The organism is Lewinella sp. (assembly GCF_050633125.1).
Taxonomy (GTDB): domain Bacteria; phylum Bacteroidota; class Bacteroidia; order Chitinophagales; family Saprospiraceae; genus Lewinella.
In genome coordinates this window covers 1-23669 of the sequence record NZ_JBOEFX010000132.1, presented here as the reverse complement: position 1 = coordinate 23669, position 23669 = coordinate 1, and the positions used below count along the sequence as shown (strand labels likewise).

The 23669-nt window shown below is 43.3% G+C and carries 19 protein-coding genes and 1 pseudogene; 13 read left to right on the top strand and 7 right to left on the bottom strand.

The annotated features are described in order from the left end of the window. Window positions 1–172: 172 nt before the first annotated feature. From ACRBG0_RS24850 to ACRBG0_RS24825, 6 genes are all read right to left on the bottom strand, one after another. Window positions 173–2071: a propionyl-CoA synthetase gene (locus ACRBG0_RS24850; protein ID WP_431489535.1), complete on the bottom strand. Its 1899-nt coding sequence runs from the start codon at window positions 2069–2071 to the stop codon at window positions 173–175. A 194-nt stretch (window positions 2072–2265) separates the two neighbouring features. Next, a complete protein-coding gene (locus ACRBG0_RS24845) occupies window positions 2266–4881 on the bottom strand; it encodes a PQQ-dependent sugar dehydrogenase (protein WP_431489534.1) in 2616 nt (871 codons plus the stop codon). 297 nt (window positions 4882–5178) lie between these two features. Beyond that, complete coding sequence (locus ACRBG0_RS24840) at window positions 5179–6048, bottom strand: T9SS type A sorting domain-containing protein (RefSeq protein ID WP_431489533.1); 870 nt, start codon at window positions 6046–6048, stop codon at window positions 5179–5181. A 183-nt stretch (window positions 6049–6231) separates the two neighbouring features. Then, complete coding sequence (locus ACRBG0_RS24835; protein ID WP_431489532.1) at window positions 6232–6546, bottom strand: T9SS type A sorting domain-containing protein; 315 nt, start codon at window positions 6544–6546, stop codon at window positions 6232–6234. 78 nt (window positions 6547–6624) lie between these two features. Then, the gene (locus ACRBG0_RS24830; RefSeq protein WP_431489531.1) at window positions 6625–7488 is read right to left on the bottom strand and encodes a CotH kinase family protein; all 864 of its coding nucleotides are present in this window, start codon (window positions 7486–7488) and stop codon (window positions 6625–6627) included. A 271-nt stretch (window positions 7489–7759) separates the two neighbouring features. Then, window positions 7760–8224 carry a hypothetical protein gene (locus ACRBG0_RS24825; RefSeq protein WP_431489530.1) on the bottom strand — a complete coding sequence of 155 codons (465 nt, stop codon included), beginning with the start codon at window positions 8222–8224 and terminating at the stop codon, window positions 7760–7762. Between the two features lie 157 nt (window positions 8225–8381). Here ACRBG0_RS24825 and ACRBG0_RS24820 point away from each other — a divergent pair, with 157 nt between their 5' ends. The 12 genes from ACRBG0_RS24820 to ACRBG0_RS24765 all read left to right on the top strand — a co-directional run bounded on the left by ACRBG0_RS24820 (window position 8382) and on the right by ACRBG0_RS24765 (window position 22433). Next, complete coding sequence (locus ACRBG0_RS24820; protein WP_431489529.1) at window positions 8382–10298, top strand: DUF294 nucleotidyltransferase-like domain-containing protein; 1917 nt, start codon at window positions 8382–8384, stop codon at window positions 10296–10298. Window positions 10299–10310: 12 nt separating this feature from the next. Continuing rightward, a complete protein-coding gene (locus ACRBG0_RS24815; RefSeq protein ID WP_431489528.1) occupies window positions 10311–11009 on the top strand; it encodes a 3'-5' exonuclease in 699 nt (232 codons plus the stop codon). Window positions 11010–11054: 45 nt separating this feature from the next. Next, on the top strand, window positions 11055–11486 hold the full coding sequence (locus ACRBG0_RS24810) for a YqaE/Pmp3 family membrane protein (protein ID WP_431489527.1): 432 nt from the start codon (window positions 11055–11057) through the stop codon (window positions 11484–11486). Window positions 11487–11684: 198 nt separating this feature from the next. Beyond that, a complete protein-coding gene (locus ACRBG0_RS24805; protein ID WP_020539377.1) occupies window positions 11685–11975 on the top strand; it encodes an ArsR/SmtB family transcription factor in 291 nt (96 codons plus the stop codon). A gap of 357 nt (window positions 11976–12332) precedes the next feature. Continuing rightward, window positions 12333–13601 carry a porin gene (locus ACRBG0_RS24800; RefSeq protein WP_431489526.1) on the top strand — a complete coding sequence of 423 codons (1269 nt, stop codon included), beginning with the start codon at window positions 12333–12335 and terminating at the stop codon, window positions 13599–13601. A 53-nt stretch (window positions 13602–13654) separates the two neighbouring features. Continuing rightward, a complete protein-coding gene (locus ACRBG0_RS24795) occupies window positions 13655–13912 on the top strand; it encodes a DUF4212 domain-containing protein (protein ID WP_431489525.1) in 258 nt (85 codons plus the stop codon). Window positions 13913–13970: 58 nt separating this feature from the next. Continuing rightward, the gene (locus tag ACRBG0_RS24790; RefSeq protein ID WP_431489524.1) at window positions 13971–15683 is read left to right on the top strand and encodes a sodium:solute symporter family protein; all 1713 of its coding nucleotides are present in this window, start codon (window positions 13971–13973) and stop codon (window positions 15681–15683) included. Window positions 15684–15782: 99 nt separating this feature from the next. Next, window positions 15783–16010, top strand: a complete 228-nt coding sequence (locus ACRBG0_RS24785; RefSeq protein WP_020539381.1) for a hypothetical protein — start codon at window positions 15783–15785, stop codon at window positions 16008–16010. A gap of 456 nt (window positions 16011–16466) precedes the next feature. Next, on the top strand, window positions 16467–19190 hold the full coding sequence (locus ACRBG0_RS24780; protein ID WP_431489523.1) for an ATP-binding protein: 2724 nt from the start codon (window positions 16467–16469) through the stop codon (window positions 19188–19190). Between the two features lie 125 nt (window positions 19191–19315). Then, window positions 19316–19693, top strand: coding sequence for a response regulator transcription factor (locus ACRBG0_RS24775; protein WP_431489522.1), 378 nt, complete (start codon window positions 19316–19318; stop codon window positions 19691–19693). 66 nt (window positions 19694–19759) lie between these two features. Continuing rightward, window positions 19760–21655, top strand: a complete 1896-nt coding sequence (gene acs, locus ACRBG0_RS24770) for an acetate--CoA ligase (RefSeq protein WP_431489521.1) — start codon at window positions 19760–19762, stop codon at window positions 21653–21655. A gap of 124 nt (window positions 21656–21779) precedes the next feature. Continuing rightward, on the top strand, window positions 21780–22433 hold the full coding sequence (locus ACRBG0_RS24765) for a hypothetical protein (protein WP_431489520.1): 654 nt from the start codon (window positions 21780–21782) through the stop codon (window positions 22431–22433). Here ACRBG0_RS24765 and ACRBG0_RS24760 read toward each other — a convergent pair. Further along, window positions 22423–23214, bottom strand: a complete 792-nt coding sequence (locus ACRBG0_RS24760) for a class I SAM-dependent methyltransferase (protein ID WP_431489519.1) — start codon at window positions 23212–23214, stop codon at window positions 22423–22425. The genes ACRBG0_RS24765 and ACRBG0_RS24760 overlap by 11 nt on opposite strands. Before the next feature lie 168 nt (window positions 23215–23382). Here ACRBG0_RS24760 and ACRBG0_RS24755 point away from each other — a divergent pair. Next, window positions 23383–23669 (top strand): annotated as a pseudogene (locus ACRBG0_RS24755) (hypothetical protein); the annotation flags it as partial.

Sequence of the window (23669 nt, the reverse complement as noted above, 5' to 3'; positions counted from 1 at the left end):
CATAGACACATAGGGAGTTTATCTAGTGCAAAGTAAAGCTGCGTATTCCTCTGTGTCTATGTGTTTGAAAGGGGGTGATGTGTGTTTTTATCACATAGGCACATAGGGAGTTCAAGAAATACTTAAGTGCCTTTGGTGGTTCAAAAAACGGTGCATCTATCTGGTGAAATACTCACCTCCCGCAATTGCCTATTGTCTTTTCATTCATGAGGACCTCCAACTCGCCAAGGACGCTCATATCATCTATCGTTGATGGTGGCTTGAAGGTCTGCTTATCGGCGATGGCTCGCATGGTTTTGCGAAGAATTTTCCCGGATCGAGTTTTCGGAAGGCGGTCTACTTGAATTGCACGCTTGAAAGCTGCAACCGGCCCTATTGTATCTCTGACCATTTTTATCAGCTCTTTTTCAATGGTTGTTTCTGTTACAGAAAGTCCGGTTTTCAGAACAAAGAAACCTACTGGAATTTGTCCTTTTAGTTCATCAGCTACACCAATAACTGCACATTCTGCAACTGCTGGATGGGCCGCCACTACTTCTTCCATCTCGGCTGTAGACAATCGGTGTCCAGCAACATTTATGATATCATCAATGCGGCCCGTGATGAATACATATCCCTCTTCATCCTTGTAGCCCCCGTCTCCAGAAAAGTAGTAGCCAGGATAGGCAGACAAGTAAGACTTTTTAAACCGTGGCGTATCTTCCCATAGATTTGGTAAACACCCTGGAGGCAATGGATACCGAATAGCCACAGCTCCTTCTTCACCGATAGCAACCTCCTGGTTGTCGTGATCGAGTATTGCAACCTCAAAACCGCAAACAGGAGGGCCAGCCGACCCGGGCTTTATAGGTTGCAGCTCCAGCCCTGCCATATTTGCCAACATAGGATAGCCAGACTCCGTCTGCCACCAATGATCAATGACAGGAACCTGCAGCATTTTTTCACACCAGTTCAGGGTATTGATATCTGTGCGTTCTCCGGCAAGGAAAAGGTATTTCAGGCAAGAAGTATCGTATTGTTCTTTAAGCTTTCCCTGGGCATCTTCTTTCTTGATCGCCCTAAATGCTGTTGGTGCTGTAAAAAACACTTTAACCTGGTATTCTTCAATTACTCTCCAAAAAGTACCCGCATCTGGCGTTTTTATAGGCTTGCCTTCAAATAAAACAGTGGTGCAGCCATAGACTAAAGGAGCGTAAACAATATAAGAGTGGCCTACAACCCAGCCCACATCCGAAGCGGCCCAGTAGGTATCTCCAGGAACTACACCATAAACATTTTTCATACTGTAATGCAGCGCTACAGCATGGCCTCCGTTATCACGAACAATCCCCTTTGGTTGGCCTGTGGTACCAGAGGTATAGAGAATGTACAACGGGTCTGTTGCATCAACCGGGGTGTAAGTAGCCGGTTCTGCTTGTGCAAGTAACGTTTCCCAATCAAAGTCTCGGCCTTCCTGAAGCGCTGCTTTTACAAAATCCCGCTGGTATACGATGCAAGCCTGTGGCTGAAAAGTAGCTTCGCGCAATGCTTTATCTATGATAGGCTTGTAAGGAACAATGCGTTCAATCTCTTTACCTCCGCTAGCCACGAGAATCAGCTTGGGTTTAGCATCATCAATACGAATCGCTAATTCATGGGCTGCAAAACCGCCAAACACTACAGAATGCACAGCCCCTAAACGAGCACAAGCCAGCATAGCAAAGACCACCTGCGGAATCATTGGCATATAAATAATCACTCGGTCGCCTTTCTCAACACCTTGTGCTTTGAGTACACCGGCAAAACGAGCGGTCTCGTCCAATAACTCCTGGTAAGTGTATTGCTCCTTCGTATTAGTCACAGGAGAGTCGTAGATCAGTGCAGTTTGCTCTGCCCGGCCATTGGCCACATGATAGTCCAGGGCCAAGTAAGAGGTATTCATCTTCCCTCCTTTATACCAACGATAAAGTTCATCTTCATCTTGGCTAAGGATATTTTCAGGGAAAGAGAACCAGTCAAGGGCTTTTGCCTGTTCCGTCCAATATGTAATCGGATCCGTAAGGCTGTTTTGGTATTCTTTTTGGTAGGTCATGACAGGGCAGTTAATAAACTAAACAATAAGATTCTTTGCCGGGTAACAATCGGCAACATGACCCAAAATACAAAATACATCTAAATATCTATATATTTTGATTGATTTTATTAACATACCTTACCCACTCTTGCTCCTGACAAAAGACAACTGGGCTCCATAAAGGCAATTTGCTTACCTAACCGGAGGCTGCATTAATAAACCACAACTCTTTCTACGATCTCAGTTGTCCCATTAGAAATATTAAAAATATAAACCCCAGCAGGTAGTATGCTAAAATCTAAATATTCAGAATGACTTTCCATCACAGTACGGTGGATAAGCCTTCCTGATAACGCATGAACTGACAATTCAAACGGGCCTTCCAATTGATCACTAAGCCGTATTCCCAACCAATCATCTGTTGGGTTCGGAAAGAAAAGATTCTCATCTTGTTGCCCAAAATCTTCAGGTAATCCGTCAATCCATTCTGCTAATTTTTCCACATATACTTCATCTACTAAATTACGAGCAATCGGTGGCATGCGATTCTCATTGATGCTAGCATCCCGCAACCAAAACTCGGATTCAGCATGATAACCAGGTTTTACGATAAGGCGATTCGGATTAGATGCATTACTTGTAGTTGGAAAATTAACAAAGTTTTTCAGCACCAAAGGGGTATTAAAACGTAGATCCATATTCACCGTAGGCAAGTTGCCAGGCACATGACAAGAAGCACAATTGGCATCTAAATAAGACATGATTCTAAGTTCTAAATCAGCGAATTCATCATCTATTGGGTAAGAGCGCTTGTATTGGTTTGCTTCCCCTATATCCTGTCTGAATACGCCCAAGTCGTTGAGGTAAGTCAGTTGATTCATTTCGCTCCCCAAATGAGGGTAAGACATCGTACCATTTAATTGATGTGTTTTCACCCCCAAAACGTAGTTAGCATTAGAATTGTGGCAAGTAAGACATTGTTCACGGCTAGGAAAGTCCCAGTTTTGAGTATACGCAAATTGTCCATTTTCATCCGTGATATCAAAACTCTTGGAAGAGCCACCACCTTGCAAAAAAGCTTCTGTTCCTTCTTGATTCCAGCGATAAGTGAGACCATAGCGTTTTGTTTCTCCGATAATAAAAAAACGTGTTTCTAAGCGAGCGGTAGGGCTATTGGCACCTTCGCTCAACGGAAGCTCAAAATGCTTAATAAATACGGTTCCTTCTGGAAAATTCCAATCTCCTTCTTTCCGGAAATTGATCTGCTCATCCGCGGTATCATAAGTTCCATCATTTGGAATGGCAATCCAACGCTTTTTCTCTGCCCGATCCGACCACAAAGGAGCATTTGTCTCATAAGGTATAATGCCTGGTATCGGAGTCAGTGTTTCCAGATCAGCAAAAACACCTAAATCAGAAAGTTTAGCAGGAGGATCAGGAACATCTACAGTACGCTTCAAGCGAAAAATCTTACCAGGAATCGATTCCATTCTACTGCCAATAACTGCAATTAGTATATCGCCATTTGGTTGAGGAAATACACCTGTTATACCTGCCCCTTGGGGAATATCTACAGGTTGAGCGCCCAGATCACTAATGAGTGTTTCAATCTCCGGCTCCACCTGCTCACTGGTTGTACTTAGTGCCATCAAAAGGTTACTGGTAAAATCAGCAAAAATGTATTTCCCATTCAATTCAGGAAATTGTACACCCTGATAAACTTCCCCACCTATTACACAAGCGCCATAGGTTCTATCGTACGCCAGGTAAGGTGGTTTTTCATTACCAATATAATCCTCCTCAGCTGGCCTTGTAAAGTCTTCGCTTACAAAAGTCCCCTCCAAGTAAGGCCACTGCAGATTATCACCTTTGCGCACTTGGGTAATTTCTTCCATTGCTCCCCCTCCGACATCAGCTACCCATATTACATCGGCCTCAGGGTCATACGACATGCCGTAAGGACTCCGAATACCCGTAGCGTAGTATTCCTCCAAAAGATCACCCTCTGGGCTAAGCCATGGGTTATCATTCGGAATCATGTAGCCTTGAGTAAAAGTCTCAGGCCAATCTGCTGGTGGGTTTTCATTTACCTTCGGTTGGCGGATAATGGGATGGCTGCGAGTAGGGTCGTTGTCAACATCTATTCGAAGAATCCCGCTAAACAAGCCACCATCTAGCCGCTGTGTGGAAGAAGCACGGTGCTCAAACTCCCCTTCATCACCAATGGATAAATACAGCATTCCATCAGGGCCAAAAAACATCGCGCCACCATTATGCCAAGTACTTTGGTCATATTGTTGAATAAGAACCTCTTCGGTATCGGCATCGAATGTCTCTGTAGTAGCATTCCAGGTGAACTTTGACAAACGGTTATAGCCAATTTCATCCCATTGATCAGGATCAGGCTTGGTACGATAATAAACAAAAACAAGTTGTTTATCAGGTGCAGCAGGGTTTCCGAATTCCGGATGCAATACCATCCCTACCGTTCCTCCATCTCCCAATTTAAAAGAACGATCTGTAATATCCAGTACCTTTTCTGAAAACTGATCTTCCAGATTAACCCGCCAAATTTCACCTTTCTTACCCAAAATTAAAATATCATCCGTGCCAAGGAAAGGGAGAATCCGAACTGGGCCATAAAAAGTCTGTCCAGGTAGTGGATCTTCTAATTCCCACGCGCCACCAGCACCTGGCGTCGTATTAGGAAAAATACCATTGAGATAAGCTTGGATTGGTCCTGGTGGGGGTGGTGCAGAAGTGTTTAGTGCAAGCGAAAAGGCAGCAATAACAACTACTCCTAATATTGAGCGAGAGAAATGCGACATAACAACTTTTTTATTCAGGTCTTATATACAAAGATAGCCCAAGTCAATAAAGTCTGAATATTTATCCGCTAATAATGCGGAATAACCGACAAAGTATTTTTATTTTTTATACGAAATAACTCGGGCTTGTACGATGTACCCGCCCCTCTGCACCGATGACCACCAAGTACACCGCCGATCAAGTACAGCACCAAATATATAGCCGAGTGGAATACGGCTCCGGGCGGGTATAGTCGCACAAGCTAAGTTCGCCGCACTAATTATACTCAGTTTGATTTCCTCTATTCCACAGATTAGTTAGAAATGACTAATCCTTTTGGCTTCGATAAAACGTCCATTCTGATAGAATGAGACAATTAATACTCCGGAGGGAAATTGTCCAAGATCAAGTACTGCTTTTTTTCCTCTTAATTCGTCGAATAAATATTCTTTACCAGTCAAGTCAGTTATCGAGACCTCTATTTGCTCAAATAAACTTACACCTTGCCACTTGATAGTAAGCAATTCAGAGACTGGATTGGGGTAACAAGCAATATCAAAATCACTAGAAACTGATACAGAAGTATTAGTCTCAATATCTGCATGCTCATAGCCGAATAAAAAACAATAAACATGACACTCTGGTACGACTCCATATAATTGACTCCCCAATCCTTCATAAAAGCTAAAATGAGGATTATCTAATTGGAAGTACTTATACTCCTGGCCGTCAAACCAAGGCTTCATATATACTGAATCAACATATAGCGCAATCCCCCAATCTGGAACCCATATTGAGTCTCCCACTGATAGACTGTAATCTGCAATCAATACTTCCTCTGTGTAATACGGGCTATCTTCTAAAGAAGATCGATAATATACTCGCTTTTCTCCGATATCTTCCCTAACATATCCTAATTCTGGTGCACAATCATCTTCTAGCGCTCCTATTGAAATTAGCCTATAGCTTAAATTATCTATCATAATAGAATCACTAAGAAGCCTCACATCAAAATACCTATAAGCTCCCATTCCTTGTCCTCTACCAATTGTCCAAACTGCATCATCTCGCAAAGTCGGAATATAGTCCTGCGACTTTATGATTAGCCCTGAAAGTAGGATTATAACGGTAGCTATAAATTTAAATCCGTAATTACCTTCTTTTATAAAGTGCAGAAGAGTACGCATTGCTATTTCTATTTGATCAATAAATCATATATCTTAAAATACTCCATTAATGGCTAGCAGAAGAAAGTATCTACAGTATTGTAATGTCTTTGACAATCTTTATTCTCTATGATTGTCGGCTAACTCCCCTGTGATGAATGTCCTTTAATCACCCTCCCTCGTTTTATCTTTTTCTACTTACCATCAATGTTTAATGACCTGTTTCGTGGTAATTTTTTTCATGCGGCCATCGAATATAGAGAGATAGTAGCTTCCTGCCGGCAATCTCGATAAATCCAACGAAGCTCCAGCCGAGGAGAATATTACATCTTGGTGCATCAAGAGTTGCCCGAGTTGATTGTGTATCAGGCAGAAACACAGGCCTTCTTTTTCTACATCCAGAACAATATTGATTATTCCACTACTGGGATTGGGATAAATGTAGGCATCTGAAAGCTGTTCATCATAGCACTCCAGAAAAGGCTCTATGCCAAAATAGTCAACCATTTGCGTTTGCATCTCACAAGCTCGCAAAAAGACAAACCGACTAATGTGTATAGAAATATTGTTCCGCCAAACAGCAGTTGACTGCCAATTTTACCATCGGCCCAAATGCTCCTCCATTTCTCCGTTGTATTCAGCGGTCATTTGCAGCACCAGAGGGTATAATTTTTCAGGACTGAATGTTTCCGTCAACAAATATTTTGCTCGACTGATGAACTGTTCTTTAAAGGTTTCATTTTTCATCAAGGTCCTGACCAAGGCATTCGACCAGCTATCTTCTCCGCCAGCACTTTCACCCCCTACTATCTTCGCTAGTAAGGTATCATCAATTTCGCGGGCCCCCATTGCTCCATCAAGATCATAGAATAACCATCGGAATTTATTGTCGTAGGTATCAGAGCGCCACATTTTTGAATTATTTCCGGGCCAATCGCGATTATTAAAAAAAATCTGCGTGAAGAAATAGTCGATAAGATGATCTATATCAAACCGATCTTTGATATAGTCATAAACATCAGGGTCTGTAATGTCATTTTGCACGAGATATTGATCCCTTAAGTATCTAAATTCCGTATCGGGCTCTCCTTCAACAACTTCTCCATAGGCACTGTATACGTTAATATCATCTTCATCTAACCCATAATCATCAGCAATTTTATGCTGGTCAAAGTGCTCTCTTAATTCGTGTATGCCCCAGTATTCTCCATTAATAAAAACGATAACAGGTTGATACTCTTGTATATCAAGATTCAAATCCCGAGCTGCCTGATGAGCAAAGGCATCTGCTAAAATGGTATTGGTCCATGCCCCCATTGTGGTGCGAAGCAACAACCGCTTATAGCTCGTTTGTTCTTTATTGCTAAAGAAAGGGTAGGTAATCCAGTCTCTTTTCCCCATAGCTTGAACGGGCGTATATGCGCATTGTCTTTTGGGCTGCACCTCTCGTCTTTCCGCCATGAATTCTTAGTCCTATTGTTTGGTTAACGACTGCTTCATCTGCATCGAAATATTCAAAATCTGATCTTCTTTCCCATTCTGAACCCGTATTAAAATAATTACCTGACCATACCAAGTTGTCAGTTTCCAACGCGGCTCCAGGTACATAAATCCCTCTTTCGAAAGAAAAAAGACTGTCAGTGGGACAAGAAATCGAAACCACGGGAAAATCATACATTGCCCTACCTTCCGGAAAAACGAAATAAGTACGAGTAGCTATCCGGCTGATCCTTTACCCTGCCAAGAAGGCCGCTGCTCTGATGACCCTTCCTTTTGCTACCTTTTCTTGTAGCGGAGTCCATGCCGGATAGTAATTTTCACCATCCCTGTCTACGAAATTTGGTGTGCAAGGAATATTGGTTAACAAATTTTCTTCCGTTGATCTATTATCGACTAAGACGCTACTGGTAAACAGAGCATCAGTACTTCCCGGTTCATCCCCCGTAAGGGTATATCGAATTTCCACGTCCCCCAAAGCGGGTTCGTCAAAATTTAGCAATAGCTCAATCACATCTTCATAAAATCCTGCCTCGTGTGAAAAACCTACCTCCAAGTCTAGCAAATTGGGGCCACCAGGACTAGCCGTAGACGTACTTAAGAAAATGAGATCTTCACCAGAGAAAGCAGCAAAGGCAACATCTTCCTCTAAATCAACAGGGAGGATAGCTTGGTAAAAAAACTGCAGTAATAACCACACCAAAGATTGGACGAGAGAACTGTGACATAACAACTTTTTTTATTCAGAGTCTTATATCTAAAGATAGCCCAAGTCAATAAAGTCAAAATATTTATCCGCCAACAATGCGGAATAACCGACAAAGAATTTTTACTTTTCATGAAATAAGTTTTCTGCCATGAACGTCATTCCGGACCGCGTCTACCGTTTCCTCCAAGCCTATCCTCCCTTCTCTATGTTGGATAAAACGATGCTTGAAAAAATCGCAGGAGATACTGTTATCAAGTACCTCCAAGCTGGAGAATTTGTTTTCACGGAAGGCGAATCTCCACAGGAGTATATCTATGTAGTGAGGGAGGGAGCAATAGAGTTACTAAAAAAGGACGAAAATTTACTCGTAGAGGTCTGCGACGAGGGAGACTTATTTGGGCTGCGACCACTACTTGCCAAGCAACCCTATGTGCTATCAGCAAAAGCTGCCGAAGAATGTCTACTCTATGCCATAAAAGTAGATGACCTGCAAGAACTGATTGAAACACAGCCAAAAGTAGGCTATTACCTCGCTCAGAACTTTGCCTTTGGCATTAGCGATAAATACAGCAAGCTATTTAAAGGAAAGCTATTTTTAGACAAGGACCCTGCCCTATTACTTCAGACCTCATTATTTGAAATACAATCTGTAAATCATAGCAAATCTCCCGTATGCTGTGCACCTACTGCTACCATTCAGGAAGCCGCCAGGATTATGCAACAAAAACATGTGGGGTCGATTCTTATCACCAATGAAAATTCACACCCTGTTGGTATTGTAACGGATCGCGATCTCAGAAACCGAGTAGTCACCGGAGAGGTAAGTCGACGTCAGCCCGTTTCAGATATTATGACCCATCCCGTGGTAACGATTCAACCTGATTGCAGTGTAGCTGAGGTACAGATCGCCATGATGAAAAACGGCATACACCACTTGTGCATTACCCAGGATGGAACACCACACACCCCAGTAACCGGCATTCTTTCGGAACACGACCTCCTTGTTTTACAGGGGAATAACCCAGCTATCCTCATCCGAGAGATGAAAAGAAGTTCTTCGGCAGAGAAACTGGCTGTAATCCGCACTAAGGCAGAAGGCTTGCTACAGCAATACTTGGAAAGAGAAGTTGCCATGGACTTCATAGCAACGGTCATGACTGAAATTAATGATGCTCTAATTGTTAGAGTTATCGAAATAGCGTTGGAAGAACTGGAAGTTCCCTTACCTGACCTTAGATGGTCGTGGCTAGGCTTGGGTAGCGAAGGCCGTGGCGAACAGTTGTTACGTACCGACCAGGACAATGCGTTCGTTTTTGAGAATGTCCCCGAGACCGAATTGGAAAACACCAGAAGTCAGTTTTTGGCTTTCGCCCAAAAGGTCACTTATCATCTCAACACTTGTGGCTTTGTGTATTGCCCTGGTGAGATGATGGCCAGCAACCCTAAGTGGTGTTTATCCCTACAAGAATGGAAAAACCAATTCTCGGATTGGATACTTACGCCAACGAATCAAAATATTATGCATTGTAATATTTTCTTCGATTTCAGGTCATTATATGGAGAAGAAGAATTTTCCAATCAACTTGGGGAGCATATTTTTGACACCATTGACCAAAAGGGAATTTTCCTTTCTTTGCTGGCCAAAAATGCACTCCAAAACCCGCCGCCGCTTACCTTCTTTCGCAATTTCATGGTAGAGAAAAACGGGGAGCACAAGGATGCTTTTAATATAAAATCTCGTGCAATGATGCCACTTACCGATGCGGCAAGGCTCCTCATCCTTGGTCATCAAGTTACAGGTGTCAACAATACCTTTAAAAGGTTTGAAAAACTTGCCGAACTAGAGCCTAAACACAGTGAGCTTTTTGAACAAGCCGCCGATGCTTACGAAATCCTTATCCGCTACCGGGCATTGCAAGGACTCAAGAATAACAATTCAGGCAAATTTCTTCTGATGGAGGAGATGACAAAAATGCAAAGGCTCAATTTACGCAACACCTTCCGCCCTATAAATGATTTACAAGACATTATTAAAGTCCGATACCAAGTGAGCTTCTTTGGTTAATCACAGTTAAAAATGAGTTGGATCAAAAAAATATTTCGGGTCAAACCCAAATACCCTGCTACCAGCTACTGGCAGGAGTATGCCCATCTTTTTGATCAACCAGTCCCACAGAAGTCACTTTTCAGAGCAAAACGAATGGTGGTTTTAGATACGGAAACCACAGGTTTAGACCCCACTACGGACAAGCTGCTCTCTATTGGTGCCATTGCAGTAAGGGATCAGCAAATATTTATTGGTGACCGTTTTGAGGCTTTCTTTTCTGCTGGTGATCTTTATAAAAAACAAGAAAGAGAAAGTGTGCCTGTACATGGCATTCTGCAAAAGCACTCTGCACACCTTCCTGACAATCAACAGGTTCTTATTGATCTTTTAGCTTACCTGCAAGATAGTATCATTGTTGGCCACCACATTGCTTTCGATTTCACCATGCTAAACAATGCCTTCTTGCTACAACTAGGTGGACCATTGCAAAATCAAGTTTTAGATACCGCTCATCTAGCCAAGCGACTCTCCTCTCCTTTGCAAGGTCAATTATCACCACTGCAAGCGGGGCAATATAGCCTCGATGAATTGTGTAAAACATACCACATTCCTGTCGAAGGGCGACACACTGCCAGTGGAGACGCATTTCTCACCTCACTTTTGCTCTTAAAGCTATTAGGGCGATTAGAGAAACGAGGTGTTAAAACACTAAAAGACCTGCTGCGATAGTTTAAGAGTTTGTTAGTTTTGCAACTCAATAATCTTTTTTGCACTATGAAGTTATTCCAACTTTCCCTACTATTTATTTTTGCATTAATGGTGGCAGCCCCTGTATCGGAGGCAGCAGTATTGCACCCCAAGCCAGCTGAAAAAACAGAAGTTGCAGATCAGCAAATGGGCAAAAAAGAACAACGTCAATTGCGTAGAGAGCAACGGCGTAGTTTCCGCAAAGCAGTACGGGCACAGTTTCGTGACCTGCGAAAAAACAGCAGTTCCTCAGACGTAGAGCTCATCCTCCTCGTTATTATTGCGCTGTTTATTCCGCCACTAGCCATGTTCCTTTTTGATGGTACAGCCAGCTCTAGGTTCTGGATTTCTTTGGTATTAATGCTACTAGCAATTCCATTATGGGGAACGCTCGGAGCACTAGCACTAACAGCAAGTGTGGTCTATACCCTCTACATTATTCTGAGTGAATCCCTCTGACAAGGTATTCCCAATCACTATCTGCTAGTCTTAGTAAGTTAGCAGATAGTGATTCTCTTCTCCCGGCTTTAATTCTTTCTGTACTACCTTAGCTGGACCTTAGTTATTTTATCAAAGAAGTTGCATATATAGAGAACTATATAGATATTTTTACGTTAGAAATAAAAATCCTTAAGCAATACTCCAGCGAGTAAAAGCATGAAAACACCAAATCAAACAGAATCATTGCGCGAATCTAGCGAAGTGCTACGCGCTATTGCCCATCCCATCCGATTGGCTGTTATTGAGTTATTGCACAAAGAAGGAAAACTCTCCGTTACCGAAATCTACCAGGATTTAAACATTGAACAAGCTGTCGCTTCTCACCATCTCCGCATCCTGAAAAACAAGAATGTTGTCGACCTTGATCGCGTCGGTAAAACCTCTCTTTATTATCTGGCCAACCCTTCCTTTTACGATATTGTCCGAGTATTGAATGAAGTGGGCTAACGATTGATGTGGCCCTAACCTTCCTCCATCATTGTAGACTATAATGATTATTCTTATCTACCTCTAGAGTGTCTAGCCAACTGTGGCTAATTAAGATCGTCGAAATGTAGCTACTTGATAACCCGCAATCAAAGACCTCTGCACCTTAGAAGTCTACAAGGCTACCCCTAGCAACACTCACTCATTGAATAAAATTATATAGTCCGCTGTAGCCAATAACAGAATATTATCTGCCTTTTGCTGCGTAATGTAAAAAATAATAAGGTTTTTATTTGCACACATCTATATATCTATATACTTTAGCAATCAGATACGACACTAATTATCACAACAACCTTCCTTTTCAACTATTTAGCTATGAAGAAAAGAATACTATTCATTACTATGCTAATTTGCCTGCTGGGGTTCTCTCCAGACTGGCTAACAGCACAGGAAGCCGCAGAGGTTGACCACTCCTACAAGCCTCTAAAGCTTAACCTTAATGAGGATGGCTCCAAGTATGTTCGCTTTATTATTTGGCACCAGCAGTGGCTTTCTACCAGTAACCTTACCAAACCTGACAATGGCGATGCGGCAAAACTGCAATTAAGTTCTAGTATTCGCCGTTCGCGGATGTTAGCGTTTGCGCAAGTTTCCCCTCGCTTTTTAATTCTCACCCACTTTGGTCTTAATGGATTGAGCTCAGGCAACCTAACTTCCTTAGGAGGTAATGGTGATGCTCCTCAACTCTTTCTGCATGACGCTTGGGTAGAATTTATGGTTAATAAAAACCTCTATATCGGTAGTGGGCTTCACTACTGGAAAGGGATGACCCGCTTGGCTAACCAGAGTACCCTCAACTTCATGACGATGGATCAAAGTCGTCCTTTCGTACACTGGCATTCCTTGGGGATTACCGACCAATTTGCTCGCCATTTAGGCATGTACGCCAAAGGAAGTATCGACAAATTTGATTACCGCTTGGCTGTCAACAACCCTGGCCGCAACGGAATCAGTGGCAACTACAACGGGCAAGCAAATCCTGCACTGACTTATTCTGGTGTCAACAACCTCGATAAAGATGGCGACCCTACTGGCAACACGGTCATTGAAGGCTATTTCCGCTATCAAATCAAGGATACAGAATCAACGAAACTTCCTTATGCTGTAGGCACCTACCTTGGTAAGAAGGATGTATTGGCTATTGGTGCGGGCTTCTATGCTCACCCCAACGGCGTGTACAACAACAATACGGGAGAACACGTAAACGTGACTCACTTTGCCGCAGACATTTTCCTGGACAAGCCTCTTAACGGCGGTGGATGCCTTAATGCTTACGCTTCCTTCATGAGCTTTAACTATGGGGAAGATTACGTTGCTCGCTGGGCTGGTACAGGCGCTGTGCTATATGGCCACGTGGGCGTACTGGTTCCAGGTAGCAAAGTGATGCCTTATGTCGCTTTCCAATCAGGCAACTACGAAGGTTTACCTGATCCTACGAATGCACTAGACATTGGTCTCAACTACTTTATCAATGGCCACAACGCAAAACTCACCCTGGAATACCACCACATCGGTAATGACCCTCGGGAAGGTGGTGCCCTTGATGTTAATCAAATTCGCATGCAGGCCCATGTTTTTCTTTAGCAGCAATGCTTTAAAGGAATTGGTCTTATTCTTATACTCAAAAATAACTTTCCATGTCTGAAAAGAACCTCCAACAGTATTGGCGTGACAATCTCCGCTATCTGGCGATACTTCTTTCTATCTGGTTTTTGGTCTCCTATGTGTTCGGCATTTTTATGGTCGACACCCTCAATAACATCAGTATAGGAGGTGCCAAACTCGGGTTTTGGTTTGCCCAACAGGGTGCTATCTACGTCTTTGTTGTACTCATTTTCGTCTACGTAAACTGGATGAATAAACTGGATAAAAAGTACGATGTCGACGAGGAGTAAAGATCCCTTGTATTGCACAAAAAACAATTCAAAAAACAAGCTTTAAAATAATAAAACTATGGATGTTCAAACTTGGACACTGATCATCGTAGGCCTGACCTTTGCCCTCTATATAGGGATTGCCATTTGGGCGAGAGCTGGTTCTACTAAAGAATTTTACGTCGCTGGCGGTGGCGTTCACCCTGTAGCCAATGGTATGGCTACCGCTGCCGACTGGATGTCTGCTGCTTCTTTTATCTCCATGGCAGGGCTTATTTCCTTTATGGGGTATGATGGTGCCGTTTATCTCTTGGGTTGGACTGGGGGATACGTTCTCCTGGCCTTACTCTTGGCCCCCTATCTGCGAAAATTCGGAAAGTTCACGGTCCCCGATTTTATTGGAGACCGCTACTATTCCAATACCGCACGAACGGTGGCAGTAATATGTGCATTGATTGTTTCCTTTACCTACGTAGCCGGCCAGATGCGCGGTGTGGGTGTTGTATTTTCTCGCTTCCTTGAGGTGGATATTAATAATGGTGTTTATATAGGAATGGCCATTGTTTTCTTCTACGCTGTACTTGGGGGTATGAAAGGTATCACCTATACGCAAGTAGCACAATATTGTGTTTTGATTTTTGCCTACATGGTACCGGCAATCTTCATTTCTTTAGCAATGACCGGTAACGCTATCCCTCAGCTTGGACTCATAGGTGACGTCACTGACGGCACTGGCATGGCATTACTTGACAAACTAGATGTACTTCATCGAGAACTGGGTTTTGCTGAATATACCTCCGGAACTAAATCGATGACAGATGTATTCGCTATCACCTTTGCCTTGATGGTGGGTACTGCAGGTTTACCCCACGTTATCGTTCGTTTCTTCACGGTACCACGCGTAAAGGATGCACGTTCTTCTGCTGGTTATGCACTCTTGTTTATTGCTATCCTTTACACTACTGCTCCTGCTATTGCAGCTTTTGCACGTGTTAATTTGATCAATACCGTAAGCAACCAGGAGTACAAGGAAATGCCAGAATGGTTCAGCAAGTGGGAACAAACTGGTCTAATTAAATTCGACGATAAAAATGCAGATGGACGCATTCAATACTTGGCTGCCGCTGACGCGAATGAATTAACTATTGACCGCGATATCATGGTATTGGCCAATCCAGAAATTGCCAACTTGCCAGCTTGGGTCATTGCCTTAGTTGCTGCAGGTGGCTTGGCTGCCGCCTTATCGACGGCCGCCGGTTTACTACTCGTTATTTCTACTTCTATTTCTCGAGATTTGATCAAAATGCAGATCAAACCGGATATCAGTGAAAAATGGGAATTACGCTGGGCCAGAATTGGTGCGTTTGCTGCTGTACTCGTTGCTGGATATTTCGGTATTAATCCCCCGGGATTTGTGGCGGCGGTCGTCGCACTGGCCTTTGGGCTTGCTGCTGCCTCCTTCTTCCCAGCCATTATCCTTGGAATTTTTGACAAGCGGATGAATATGCAGGGTGCCGTTGCAGGTATGATTGTTGGTATCAGCATCATGTTGTGGTACATGCTCAAATTCAAATTTGGCATCTTTGATGGCGGAAAAGAAGCCGTTGCAGGCCTAAAAGATGGTTGGTGGTTCGGAATTTCTCCTGAAGGGTTCGGTACCATTGCAATGGTCTTTAACTTGGTTGTTTCTCTGGTTGTTTCCAGAATGACACCTCCTCCACCAGAAAATGTTCAGCAAATTGTCGAAGACATTCGTGTCCCTCGTGGCGCTGGTGCTGCTCACGATCATTAAAATTTGTAAAAAGAATGGAAGCCTGGAGGTATCGTTTTGTTTTGCTGGATATCCTCCCTTAGTTAATATCCTCCGGGCTTCCCCTTAAACACTTTTATTATGGCTAAGTTTTCTTTAGGCCCACGACTTTCAGACTGGTTCATTGCCGTTTACCTTACGATTACACTGGCATTGCGCTTCATCCTCGAGCCTCAACTTCAAGGGTATTATTTAGTATCGCTTGCACTGGGTGCTTTTGCACTCCTTTTCCTATGGGCACTGGTCAAGAGTAAGGTATTACAACCATCTTATTTTGGCTTTTTCCCGCAGAAAACAGAAGAGAATTAGTAAAAGTGTTATAATTTAAGAGCCGATTCAGTAACATGCTGGGTCGGCTCTTTTTACGCAAAAATATACCCCGACAACTTGATTTAGTAAGGGGTAGAGAAATTCAAAACTAATCTTTTGTCTGAAAAATCTTCCAAACTCGTCTTCGTCAGTATCCTGGCTGCTATTTGCTTCAATTTCCCTTTTTTAGGGTTATTGGGAAAAATGCGGTTAATAATGGGCATCCCTCAGCTTTATTTAATGCTTTTTGTAATTTGGTTACTTATCATTATTGCTACCTATTTTACCTTAAGAGGCGTAAAAAAATAGATTGCCATTCTTTGGAAACACAAATCCACTGATAAGTGACTGAAAACATGGAAGTAACGTTCAGTGAACGTTGTGTTTCTTAAGACAAAGAATGGCCTTTTATTTTAGCCCAATTACTTATGTTCTTCCGATAAATAATCGCTACCCTTGTCCAAAGTTCTGATCATATCGATTACGCTAATTTATCTGGCCTTACTCTTCGGAGTGGCTTACTACGTGGATCGGAAGGGAGGGAAACAAAAAAGCTGGACAAACTCTCCATTCATTTATGCCCTCTCCTTGGCGGTCTATTGTACAGCATGGACGTTTTTTGGCAGCGTAGGACGTTCCGCCAGTTCTGGCGCCGGTTTTTTACCCATTTATTTAGGGCCAACCATTTTAGCCCCCATCTGGATACTTGTCTTAAGGAAGATTGTAATCATTTGTAAAAAACAACGGATTACATCCATTGCAGATTTTATTTCCAGTAGATATGGTAAGAGTGCATTTTTAGGGATTTTAGCAGTTGTCATTGCCGTTTTTGGCGTAATTCCTTACATCTCTATCCAACTCAAGGCCATATCTTCCAGTTTAGACCTGCTAATGAGTGCCGACCCATTGCTCCTCAATGCCCATGCTCACCTGCCATTTTACGAAGACTCTGCTTTTTACGTAACGATACTACTTGCTCTTTTCGCGATCCTTTTTGGCACGCGACACCTCGACCCCAATGAACGTCACGCTGGCTTGGTGGCAGCAGTAGCTTTCGAGTCTATTTTCAAGTTGTTGGCTTTCCTGGCAGTGGGTCTCTTTGTGGTATACGGCTTATTCGATGGGTTCGGAGATTTATTCGCCCAAGCTATTGAGCGAGAAGACATTGCTCAACTCTTTACTTTTGAAGAAGGTATGGATGGTACGCAATGGTTTTGGCTTACGCTCGTATCCATGTTTGCCTTTTTGCTTTTGCCCCGCCAATTCCATGTTGCCGTTGTTGAAAATGACAATCCAAATAATATTCAAACCGCAAGTTGGTTGGTGCCTTTATACCTCCTTCTTATCAATCTTTTTGTAATCCCCATTGCCATTGCTGGCAATCTGCTATTGCAAGAACAAGGTATTGAGCCCGACACCTATGTACTTACGCTCCCGCTGCTGGCTGATCAGGAAGGCTTGGCTTTTCTCGCAGCGTTGGGAGGGTTTTCTGCCGCAACGAGCATGGTAATTGTTGCTACAGTGGCGCTAAGTATTATGATCAGCAACAACCTCCTTTTACCATTGGTCATCAATGCAGAACTAGTAGACGAAACCAAAGCAGAACTCCCCGGGCGCCTGTTAGGAATACGACGGGTAAGTATCATTTGTGTGCTGCTGCTTTCCTACAGTTATTTTAAATTTGTTGGAGAAAGTTACTCCCTGGTATCCATTGGCTTAATTTCTTTTTTAGCTGTCGCCCAATTTGCCCCTCCCGTGATTGCAGGCCTTTACTGGAAAAAAGCAAATCGCAAGGGAGCAATTGCAGGCTTGATTATTGGCTTTTTAATCTGGGCATTTACGCTTCCTTTTCCTACCCTCATTGAAGCGGGGCTATTCTCAACCGACATCCTTGAATATGGCATTGGTGGCATTCATGGCCTGAAACCTCAGTCGCTTTTAGGCCTCGATCACCTCGATCAATTCTCTCATGCTGCCTTTTGGAGTTTAGGTCTCAACACACTGGCTTTGGTCGGTATTTCCCTTTATTCAAAAGCCAATGCTACAGAGATTCAACAAGCAGATCTATTTGTCAATATTTACAAATACCAAGAACAACAAGAAGACTATTCAGTCATTCAGCGTCAAGCCAGTATTGATGATATTAAAATGGTATTGACCCGGTTTTTAGGAATCCAAAGAGCACGAACACTGCTAAAGAAATTTGAAAGTAACCGAAAACTGGAACTCAACAAGCTGGAAACAGCTCCCACAGAGCTTATCAATTTTACGGAAACACAGCTAACAGGTGCACTTGGAGCAGCCTCTTCCAAACTAATTCTGGCTTCCATCGCCAAGACAGATGCCATCAGCCTTGAAGAAATGCTTACCGCGCTTGAGCAAACCCAGGAAATCTTGCAATACAGTAAAGCACTGGAAAAGAAAGGGCAAGAATTAGAAAAGCTTACAAAAGAACTGCGCCGCGCGAATCATCAACTTCAGGAACTTGACCAAATGAAGGCAGAATTCATTTCAACGGTTACCCATGAATTAAGGACGCCTATCACCTCTATTAAAGCCTTTGCAAAAATTCTCGCTGAAAATCCCGATTTATCAAACGATAGAAAAAACGAGTTTCTCAATGTCTTGGTTAGTGAAAGCGAACGCATAGCAAGACTTATTAACCAAGTATTGGATTTAGAAAAAATCCAGGCTACCGACCAAGAACTTAGCTTTGAAACCATAGATTTTATACAACTCTTGGAACACACCGCTACTACCTTTTCTCAACAAGTATCAGAGAAGGGGATCGACTATCGTTTCGTCAGCGAAATCAAAGAAATAATCATTATGGGCAACAAGGATCGTTTGACCCAGGTATTGGTCAACCTCTGGTCAAATGCCCTAAAATTTGCTGATCCCCAAGAGGGGCAAATACAATTAGAGCTGCAAGAGGTAAATAAAACCTGGGAGCTTGTTTTTAGAAACAATGGCAAGGCTATTCCTCCTGAGAAGCAGGATACTATTTTTGATAAATTCACTCAGGTACAAGACCGTAACTTGGGGAAACCACAAGGTAGCGGACTTGGCCTCTATATTTGTCGGCACATACTTGAGCAGCACCAAGGGTCGATTAACCTTGTTTTTCACCCCGGATGGGCAACCTCTTTCCTCGTTCGCTTGCCCAAGCTAAAGGACTAATCGCCAGGAATACTTATTTCCGATTTATCTTTTTTGTTTCCAAGATTTGGCGAAATTTATTTTCCTTTTTATTACATTTGCCTATATCTATAGCTTAAATCGCTATTCAACAATCGCTCATTATTATGAAAAGAAATGGTACGATTCTTCTCGTTGATGACGAGCCTAATATTCTCCTTGCACTAGAGTTTTTAATCCAACAGAAAGGCTTTAACGTTGTCAAAGCTTCTGATGGGTCAAAAGGTATCCAGCAAGCACGTAAACATCAACCAGACATTGTAATCCTCGATGTTATGATGCCCGGCCTTGATGGGTTTTCTGTAGCCAAAGCCATTCGCAACGACGAAAATCTTAACGATACAACCATTATTTTCCTCACCGCAAAAGGTACTTCCCAAGATCGTCACCAAGGCTATTCTAGCGGAGGAGAAATATACCTTACAAAACCTTTCGACAATCAGGAATTAGTAGATATTATTTCGGAAGTTTTTGAGTTTGGCTGATAAAATTTTTTATCTTTACACATATACACATCTATATACGTTTGTATAAAACAATAACCGCTTCATATGACCTCACAAATTACCTCCTTCGAAGAATACCAAAAGGTATATCAACAAAGCGTAACCGATCCGGAGGGTTTCTGGGCTGCTCAGGCCGAGACTTTCCAATGGCGCAAAAAATGGGATAAAGTACTAGACTGGAATTTCCGCGATCCTGATGTAAAATGGTTCACCGGTGGAAAACTCAACATTACAGAAAACTGCCTCGACCGTCATCTAGCCGATCGTGGCGATCAGGTTGCTATCAAATACGATGCAAATGATCCAAACACTCCTGTAAAAGATATTACCTATAAAGAATTGCACGCAGCAGTCTGTCAGGCAGCAAATGCACTCAAAGAACTTGGCGTAAGCAAAGGTGATCGGGTTTGTTTTTATATGCCTATGGTGCCTGAGCTTGCCATCGCAGTACTGGCTTGTGCTCGTATTGGTGCTATCCATTCTGTTGTTTTTGCAGGTTTCTCCGCCAAAGCACTCGCAGATCGTATCAATGATGCTACCTGTAACATGGTGATCTGTTCTGACTACAACAATCGTGGTTCAAAGCACATCCCCGTCAAACAAGTGGTAGACGATGCCATGGAATTGGGTTGCCCAAGCATTGAAACGGTATTGGTCCACAAAAATACCGGCGATGAGGTTACCTGGTTTGACCGAGACGTGTGGTGGCACGATGTTGTTGATAAGCAAGCGACTACCTGCCCGGCAGAAGAAATGGATAGTGAAGACATGCTCTTTATCCTCTATACCTCCGGTTCTACCGGAAAACCCAAAGGAGTAGTACACACCTGTGGAGGCTACATGGTGTACACCTGTTACAGCTTCCGCAATGTCTTCCAGTATCAAGACGGCGATATCTACTGGTGTACGGCCGACATTGGTTGGATTACTGGCCACTCCTACATCATCTATGGCCCGCTATTGGCTGGTGCAACAACCGTGATGTTTGAAGGTGTTCCTACTTATCCAGACGCTGGCCGCTTCTGGGCATCTGTTGAAAAGATGAAGGTCAACCAGTTTTATACCGCTCCTACGGCCATCAGAGCACTCATGGCCTATGGCAACGAATATGTAAACAAGTACGACCTCAGCAGTATCAAAGTCCTAGGCTCTGTTGGTGAACCGATTAACCACGAAGCATGGGAATGGTACCATGAAGTCGTAGGAAAGGGCAACAGTCCTATTGTCGACACCTGGTGGCAAACCGAAACCGGGGGCATTATGATCTCTGGCCTTGGCGACCACAGTCCACAAAAGGCTACTTTCGCCGGATATCCACTCCCAGGTATACAGCCTTGCCTCGTAGACAAAGAAGGCAATGAACTGCATGATATCGAAGAAGAAGGCCTCTTGTGTGTAAAATACCCTTGGCCCTCTATGCTCCGTACCACTTATGGCGACCATGAGCGCTGCCGGATTACGTATTTCTCGCACTTTGACGACAAGTATTTCACCGGAGACGGTGCTCGCCGTGACGCTAATGGAATGTATCGTATCGTTGGTCGAGTAGATGATGTTATTAACGTCTCTGGTCACCGGATGGGTACTGCAGAAGTAGAGAACGCTATCGACGAACATGTTCAGGTGTTGGAGTCTGCGGTTGTAGGCTACCCACACGATATCAAAGGTCAGGGTATTTACGCTTACGTCATTATTGATGAAAAAGTAACCGACCACGATAAGCTACGTAAGGAAATCAACGCTGTTGTCCGTGACGTCATTGGCCCCATTGCCAAGCCAGACAAGATTCAGATTGTAAGCGACTTGCCCAAGACCCGTTCCGGCAAGATCATGCGCCGCATCTTACGGAAAATAGCCTCGGGGGATACCTCTAATTTAGGAGATACCTCTACCCTGCTGAATCCAGAAATTGTGGAAGAGATTAAGGAGGGAGCGGTGTAAAATGGTACTAGGTACTTTGTACCCCGTACCAATAAAAACACTTCAGTAGCAAAAATCGACAGTTCAGTCAGGCTACTTTTCAGGGGCGTTAAGGGAGACCTAACTTGTTGGAAAATTAATCCTCATGTTAGAGCTACTTTACCGCCCCTTAATTATTCTGCACATCATTACTGGCCTTATCGCTATGGGTGCATCCATGGTTGCCTTTGCCACCTCTAAATGGAGCCACTGGCACAAAAAGGCGGGCAACGTCTTCTTTGTCACCATGTTGATTACTTCCCTGGCCAGTATCCCCTCTGGCATCGTACACGAGAAGTGGGCACTGGTGATGCTCTGTGTATTTAGCTTTCACCTCACCTATACGGGCAAGCGTTATCTAGCTTTTCGTCGTCAAGAAAAGCCTACGCTTCTAGATTATGCCTCAAGTATCATGATTCTTGTTTTTGGCATTCTCCTCCTAACTGTCGGAATCCCCACTTTTATGAGCAAAATGGGGCCAATGGGAGCCATTGCGCCAGCAGCTTTTGGTTTCATCTCTCTAAGTATGGCGCGGGAAGATTACCAATGGTACAGAGACATCAATCGCAGCACCAAACTGGCCTTACGTCGGCACATTGGTCGGATGGGAGGCGCTACCATCGCCGTATTTACTGCTTTTTTCGTCAACGTAAACTTTGTGATCCCCAGCAGTATCGCATGGATTATTCCGACGGTGATTGGGAGTTTTTTGATCGCTTGGTTTATGCGTAAGTTACGGTTGGGGCAGCCTATTCGCTAGAATGTATCACATAATACCCACAAGTCGTTAAAAAGTTCCGCAAAAAAGGAAGCGCGCTGATAACACCCCACTGTTTACGCATTTTCAAACCAAACTTCACTTCGTAATTAGGGTTGATGAGCCAAAGCTGCTCGCGGTCAATATGATAACCATTGGTGCTGATGATTTTCCGCAAGCGTTCGATGCTAATCCCCGTAGACTTGATATAGAGCAGCTCATCAATAACGGCCTGCCTTTCGCCAAAAGCCTTCAACACCATGCGATACAAGGGAACGGGTAACAAATGAAAGTAAGGCAACTTAGAAAGCACCTTACTACTGCATACCTGCTGATGACCTCCAAAGGGCATGTACCACGGCGGAAAGCCAAGAAACAACCGTCCATCAGGCTTAAGATAGGCTTTGATGTAAGCCATAAAACGATCTTGATCGACGATGTGCTCAATGACATCACGCAAGAAGATAAAATCGAAAGTCCCTAGTTTTTCAGGGTTCAAATCGTAGACATCTCCAGCAATTAATTCGAGTTTAGCTTGATGAGGATGGTCGCCATAAAAATCTTTAGCGCGCTCTATTTGCTGGGCATTAAGGTCTACCCCCACACAGTTGCAGCCTAAATCTAAAAAAGGTTTCAGGTTGCCGCCTTCACCACAACCCACCTCCAGAATGCGATGCTCCGGCCCGATAGGAAGAAAAGGACGAACGAAAGGAATCACGTACTTTTCTGTCGTGTAAGCTTGTTCCTCAAAATACCTTTGCCGATCTGAATGACGTTCCTGCATAAATCTTAACGCTTGTTGTGTCGCGAAATTAGGAAATCCCTCCAGCTTTAAAAGCTTGTTGGGGAAGCATTAACCTATTTCTTTTCTTAAATTTAGGGTGTTCTTTTTTCAGAAAATGAAATTCCCCAACAAGCTTTAACCTACTTTTGACAAAAAGCTACTCCAAGTATGGCTGGTAATATCCCTTCCAAGAAAAAAATAGTCGTTCCTATCACAGACGACTTACAATCCTACCTCCGTCGGTATGGTCGCTCTGTGGAGCTTCCGCTACAATATGACGACCTCACTCACTACGAATCCAGTGTTCCCCTGGAAGATCACGAAGGAAACCCTACCTACTGGGAGCAGGTTTTTTATAATGAATACGATCGTGAAAACTTATATCGTTCGCTCACCCAAATTTATTCGTTGCTAAAAACAGATGGAGATACCGAAGTCCTTCATCATCTTACCGT

What these genes read in the sequence shown, in the direction of transcription:
- ACRBG0_RS24850 (WP_431489535.1), bottom strand. Translation starts at nt 2,071, where the DNA reads ATGACCTACCAAAAAGAATACCAAAACAGCCTTACGGATCCGATTACA.
- ACRBG0_RS24845 (WP_431489534.1), bottom strand. Translation starts at nt 4,881, where the DNA reads ATGTCGCATTTCTCTCGCTCAATATTAGGAGTAGTTGTTATTGCTGCC.
- ACRBG0_RS24840 (WP_431489533.1), bottom strand. Translation starts at nt 6,048, where the DNA reads ATGCGTACTCTTCTGCACTTTATAAAAGAAGGTAATTACGGATTTAAA.
- ACRBG0_RS24835 (WP_431489532.1), bottom strand. Translation starts at nt 6,546, where the DNA reads ATGCAAACGCAAATGGTTGACTATTTTGGCATAGAGCCTTTTCTGGAG.
- ACRBG0_RS24830 (WP_431489531.1), bottom strand. Translation starts at nt 7,488, where the DNA reads ATGGCGGAAAGACGAGAGGTGCAGCCCAAAAGACAATGCGCATATACG.
- ACRBG0_RS24820 (WP_431489529.1), top strand. Translation starts at nt 8,382, where the DNA reads ATGAACGTCATTCCGGACCGCGTCTACCGTTTCCTCCAAGCCTATCCT.
- ACRBG0_RS24815 (WP_431489528.1), top strand. Translation starts at nt 10,311, where the DNA reads ATGAGTTGGATCAAAAAAATATTTCGGGTCAAACCCAAATACCCTGCT.
- ACRBG0_RS24810 (WP_431489527.1), top strand. Translation starts at nt 11,055, where the DNA reads ATGAAGTTATTCCAACTTTCCCTACTATTTATTTTTGCATTAATGGTG.
- ACRBG0_RS24805 (WP_020539377.1), top strand. Translation starts at nt 11,685, where the DNA reads ATGAAAACACCAAATCAAACAGAATCATTGCGCGAATCTAGCGAAGTG.
- ACRBG0_RS24800 (WP_431489526.1), top strand. Translation starts at nt 12,333, where the DNA reads ATGAAGAAAAGAATACTATTCATTACTATGCTAATTTGCCTGCTGGGG.
- ACRBG0_RS24795 (WP_431489525.1), top strand. Translation starts at nt 13,655, where the DNA reads ATGTCTGAAAAGAACCTCCAACAGTATTGGCGTGACAATCTCCGCTAT.
- ACRBG0_RS24790 (WP_431489524.1), top strand. Translation starts at nt 13,971, where the DNA reads ATGGATGTTCAAACTTGGACACTGATCATCGTAGGCCTGACCTTTGCC.
- ACRBG0_RS24785 (WP_020539381.1), top strand. Translation starts at nt 15,783, where the DNA reads ATGGCTAAGTTTTCTTTAGGCCCACGACTTTCAGACTGGTTCATTGCC.
- ACRBG0_RS24775 (WP_431489522.1), top strand. Translation starts at nt 19,316, where the DNA reads ATGAAAAGAAATGGTACGATTCTTCTCGTTGATGACGAGCCTAATATT.
- acs (WP_431489521.1), top strand. Translation starts at nt 19,760, where the DNA reads ATGACCTCACAAATTACCTCCTTCGAAGAATACCAAAAGGTATATCAA.
- ACRBG0_RS24765 (WP_431489520.1), top strand. Translation starts at nt 21,780, where the DNA reads ATGTTAGAGCTACTTTACCGCCCCTTAATTATTCTGCACATCATTACT.
- ACRBG0_RS24760 (WP_431489519.1), bottom strand. Translation starts at nt 23,214, where the DNA reads ATGCAGGAACGTCATTCAGATCGGCAAAGGTATTTTGAGGAACAAGCT.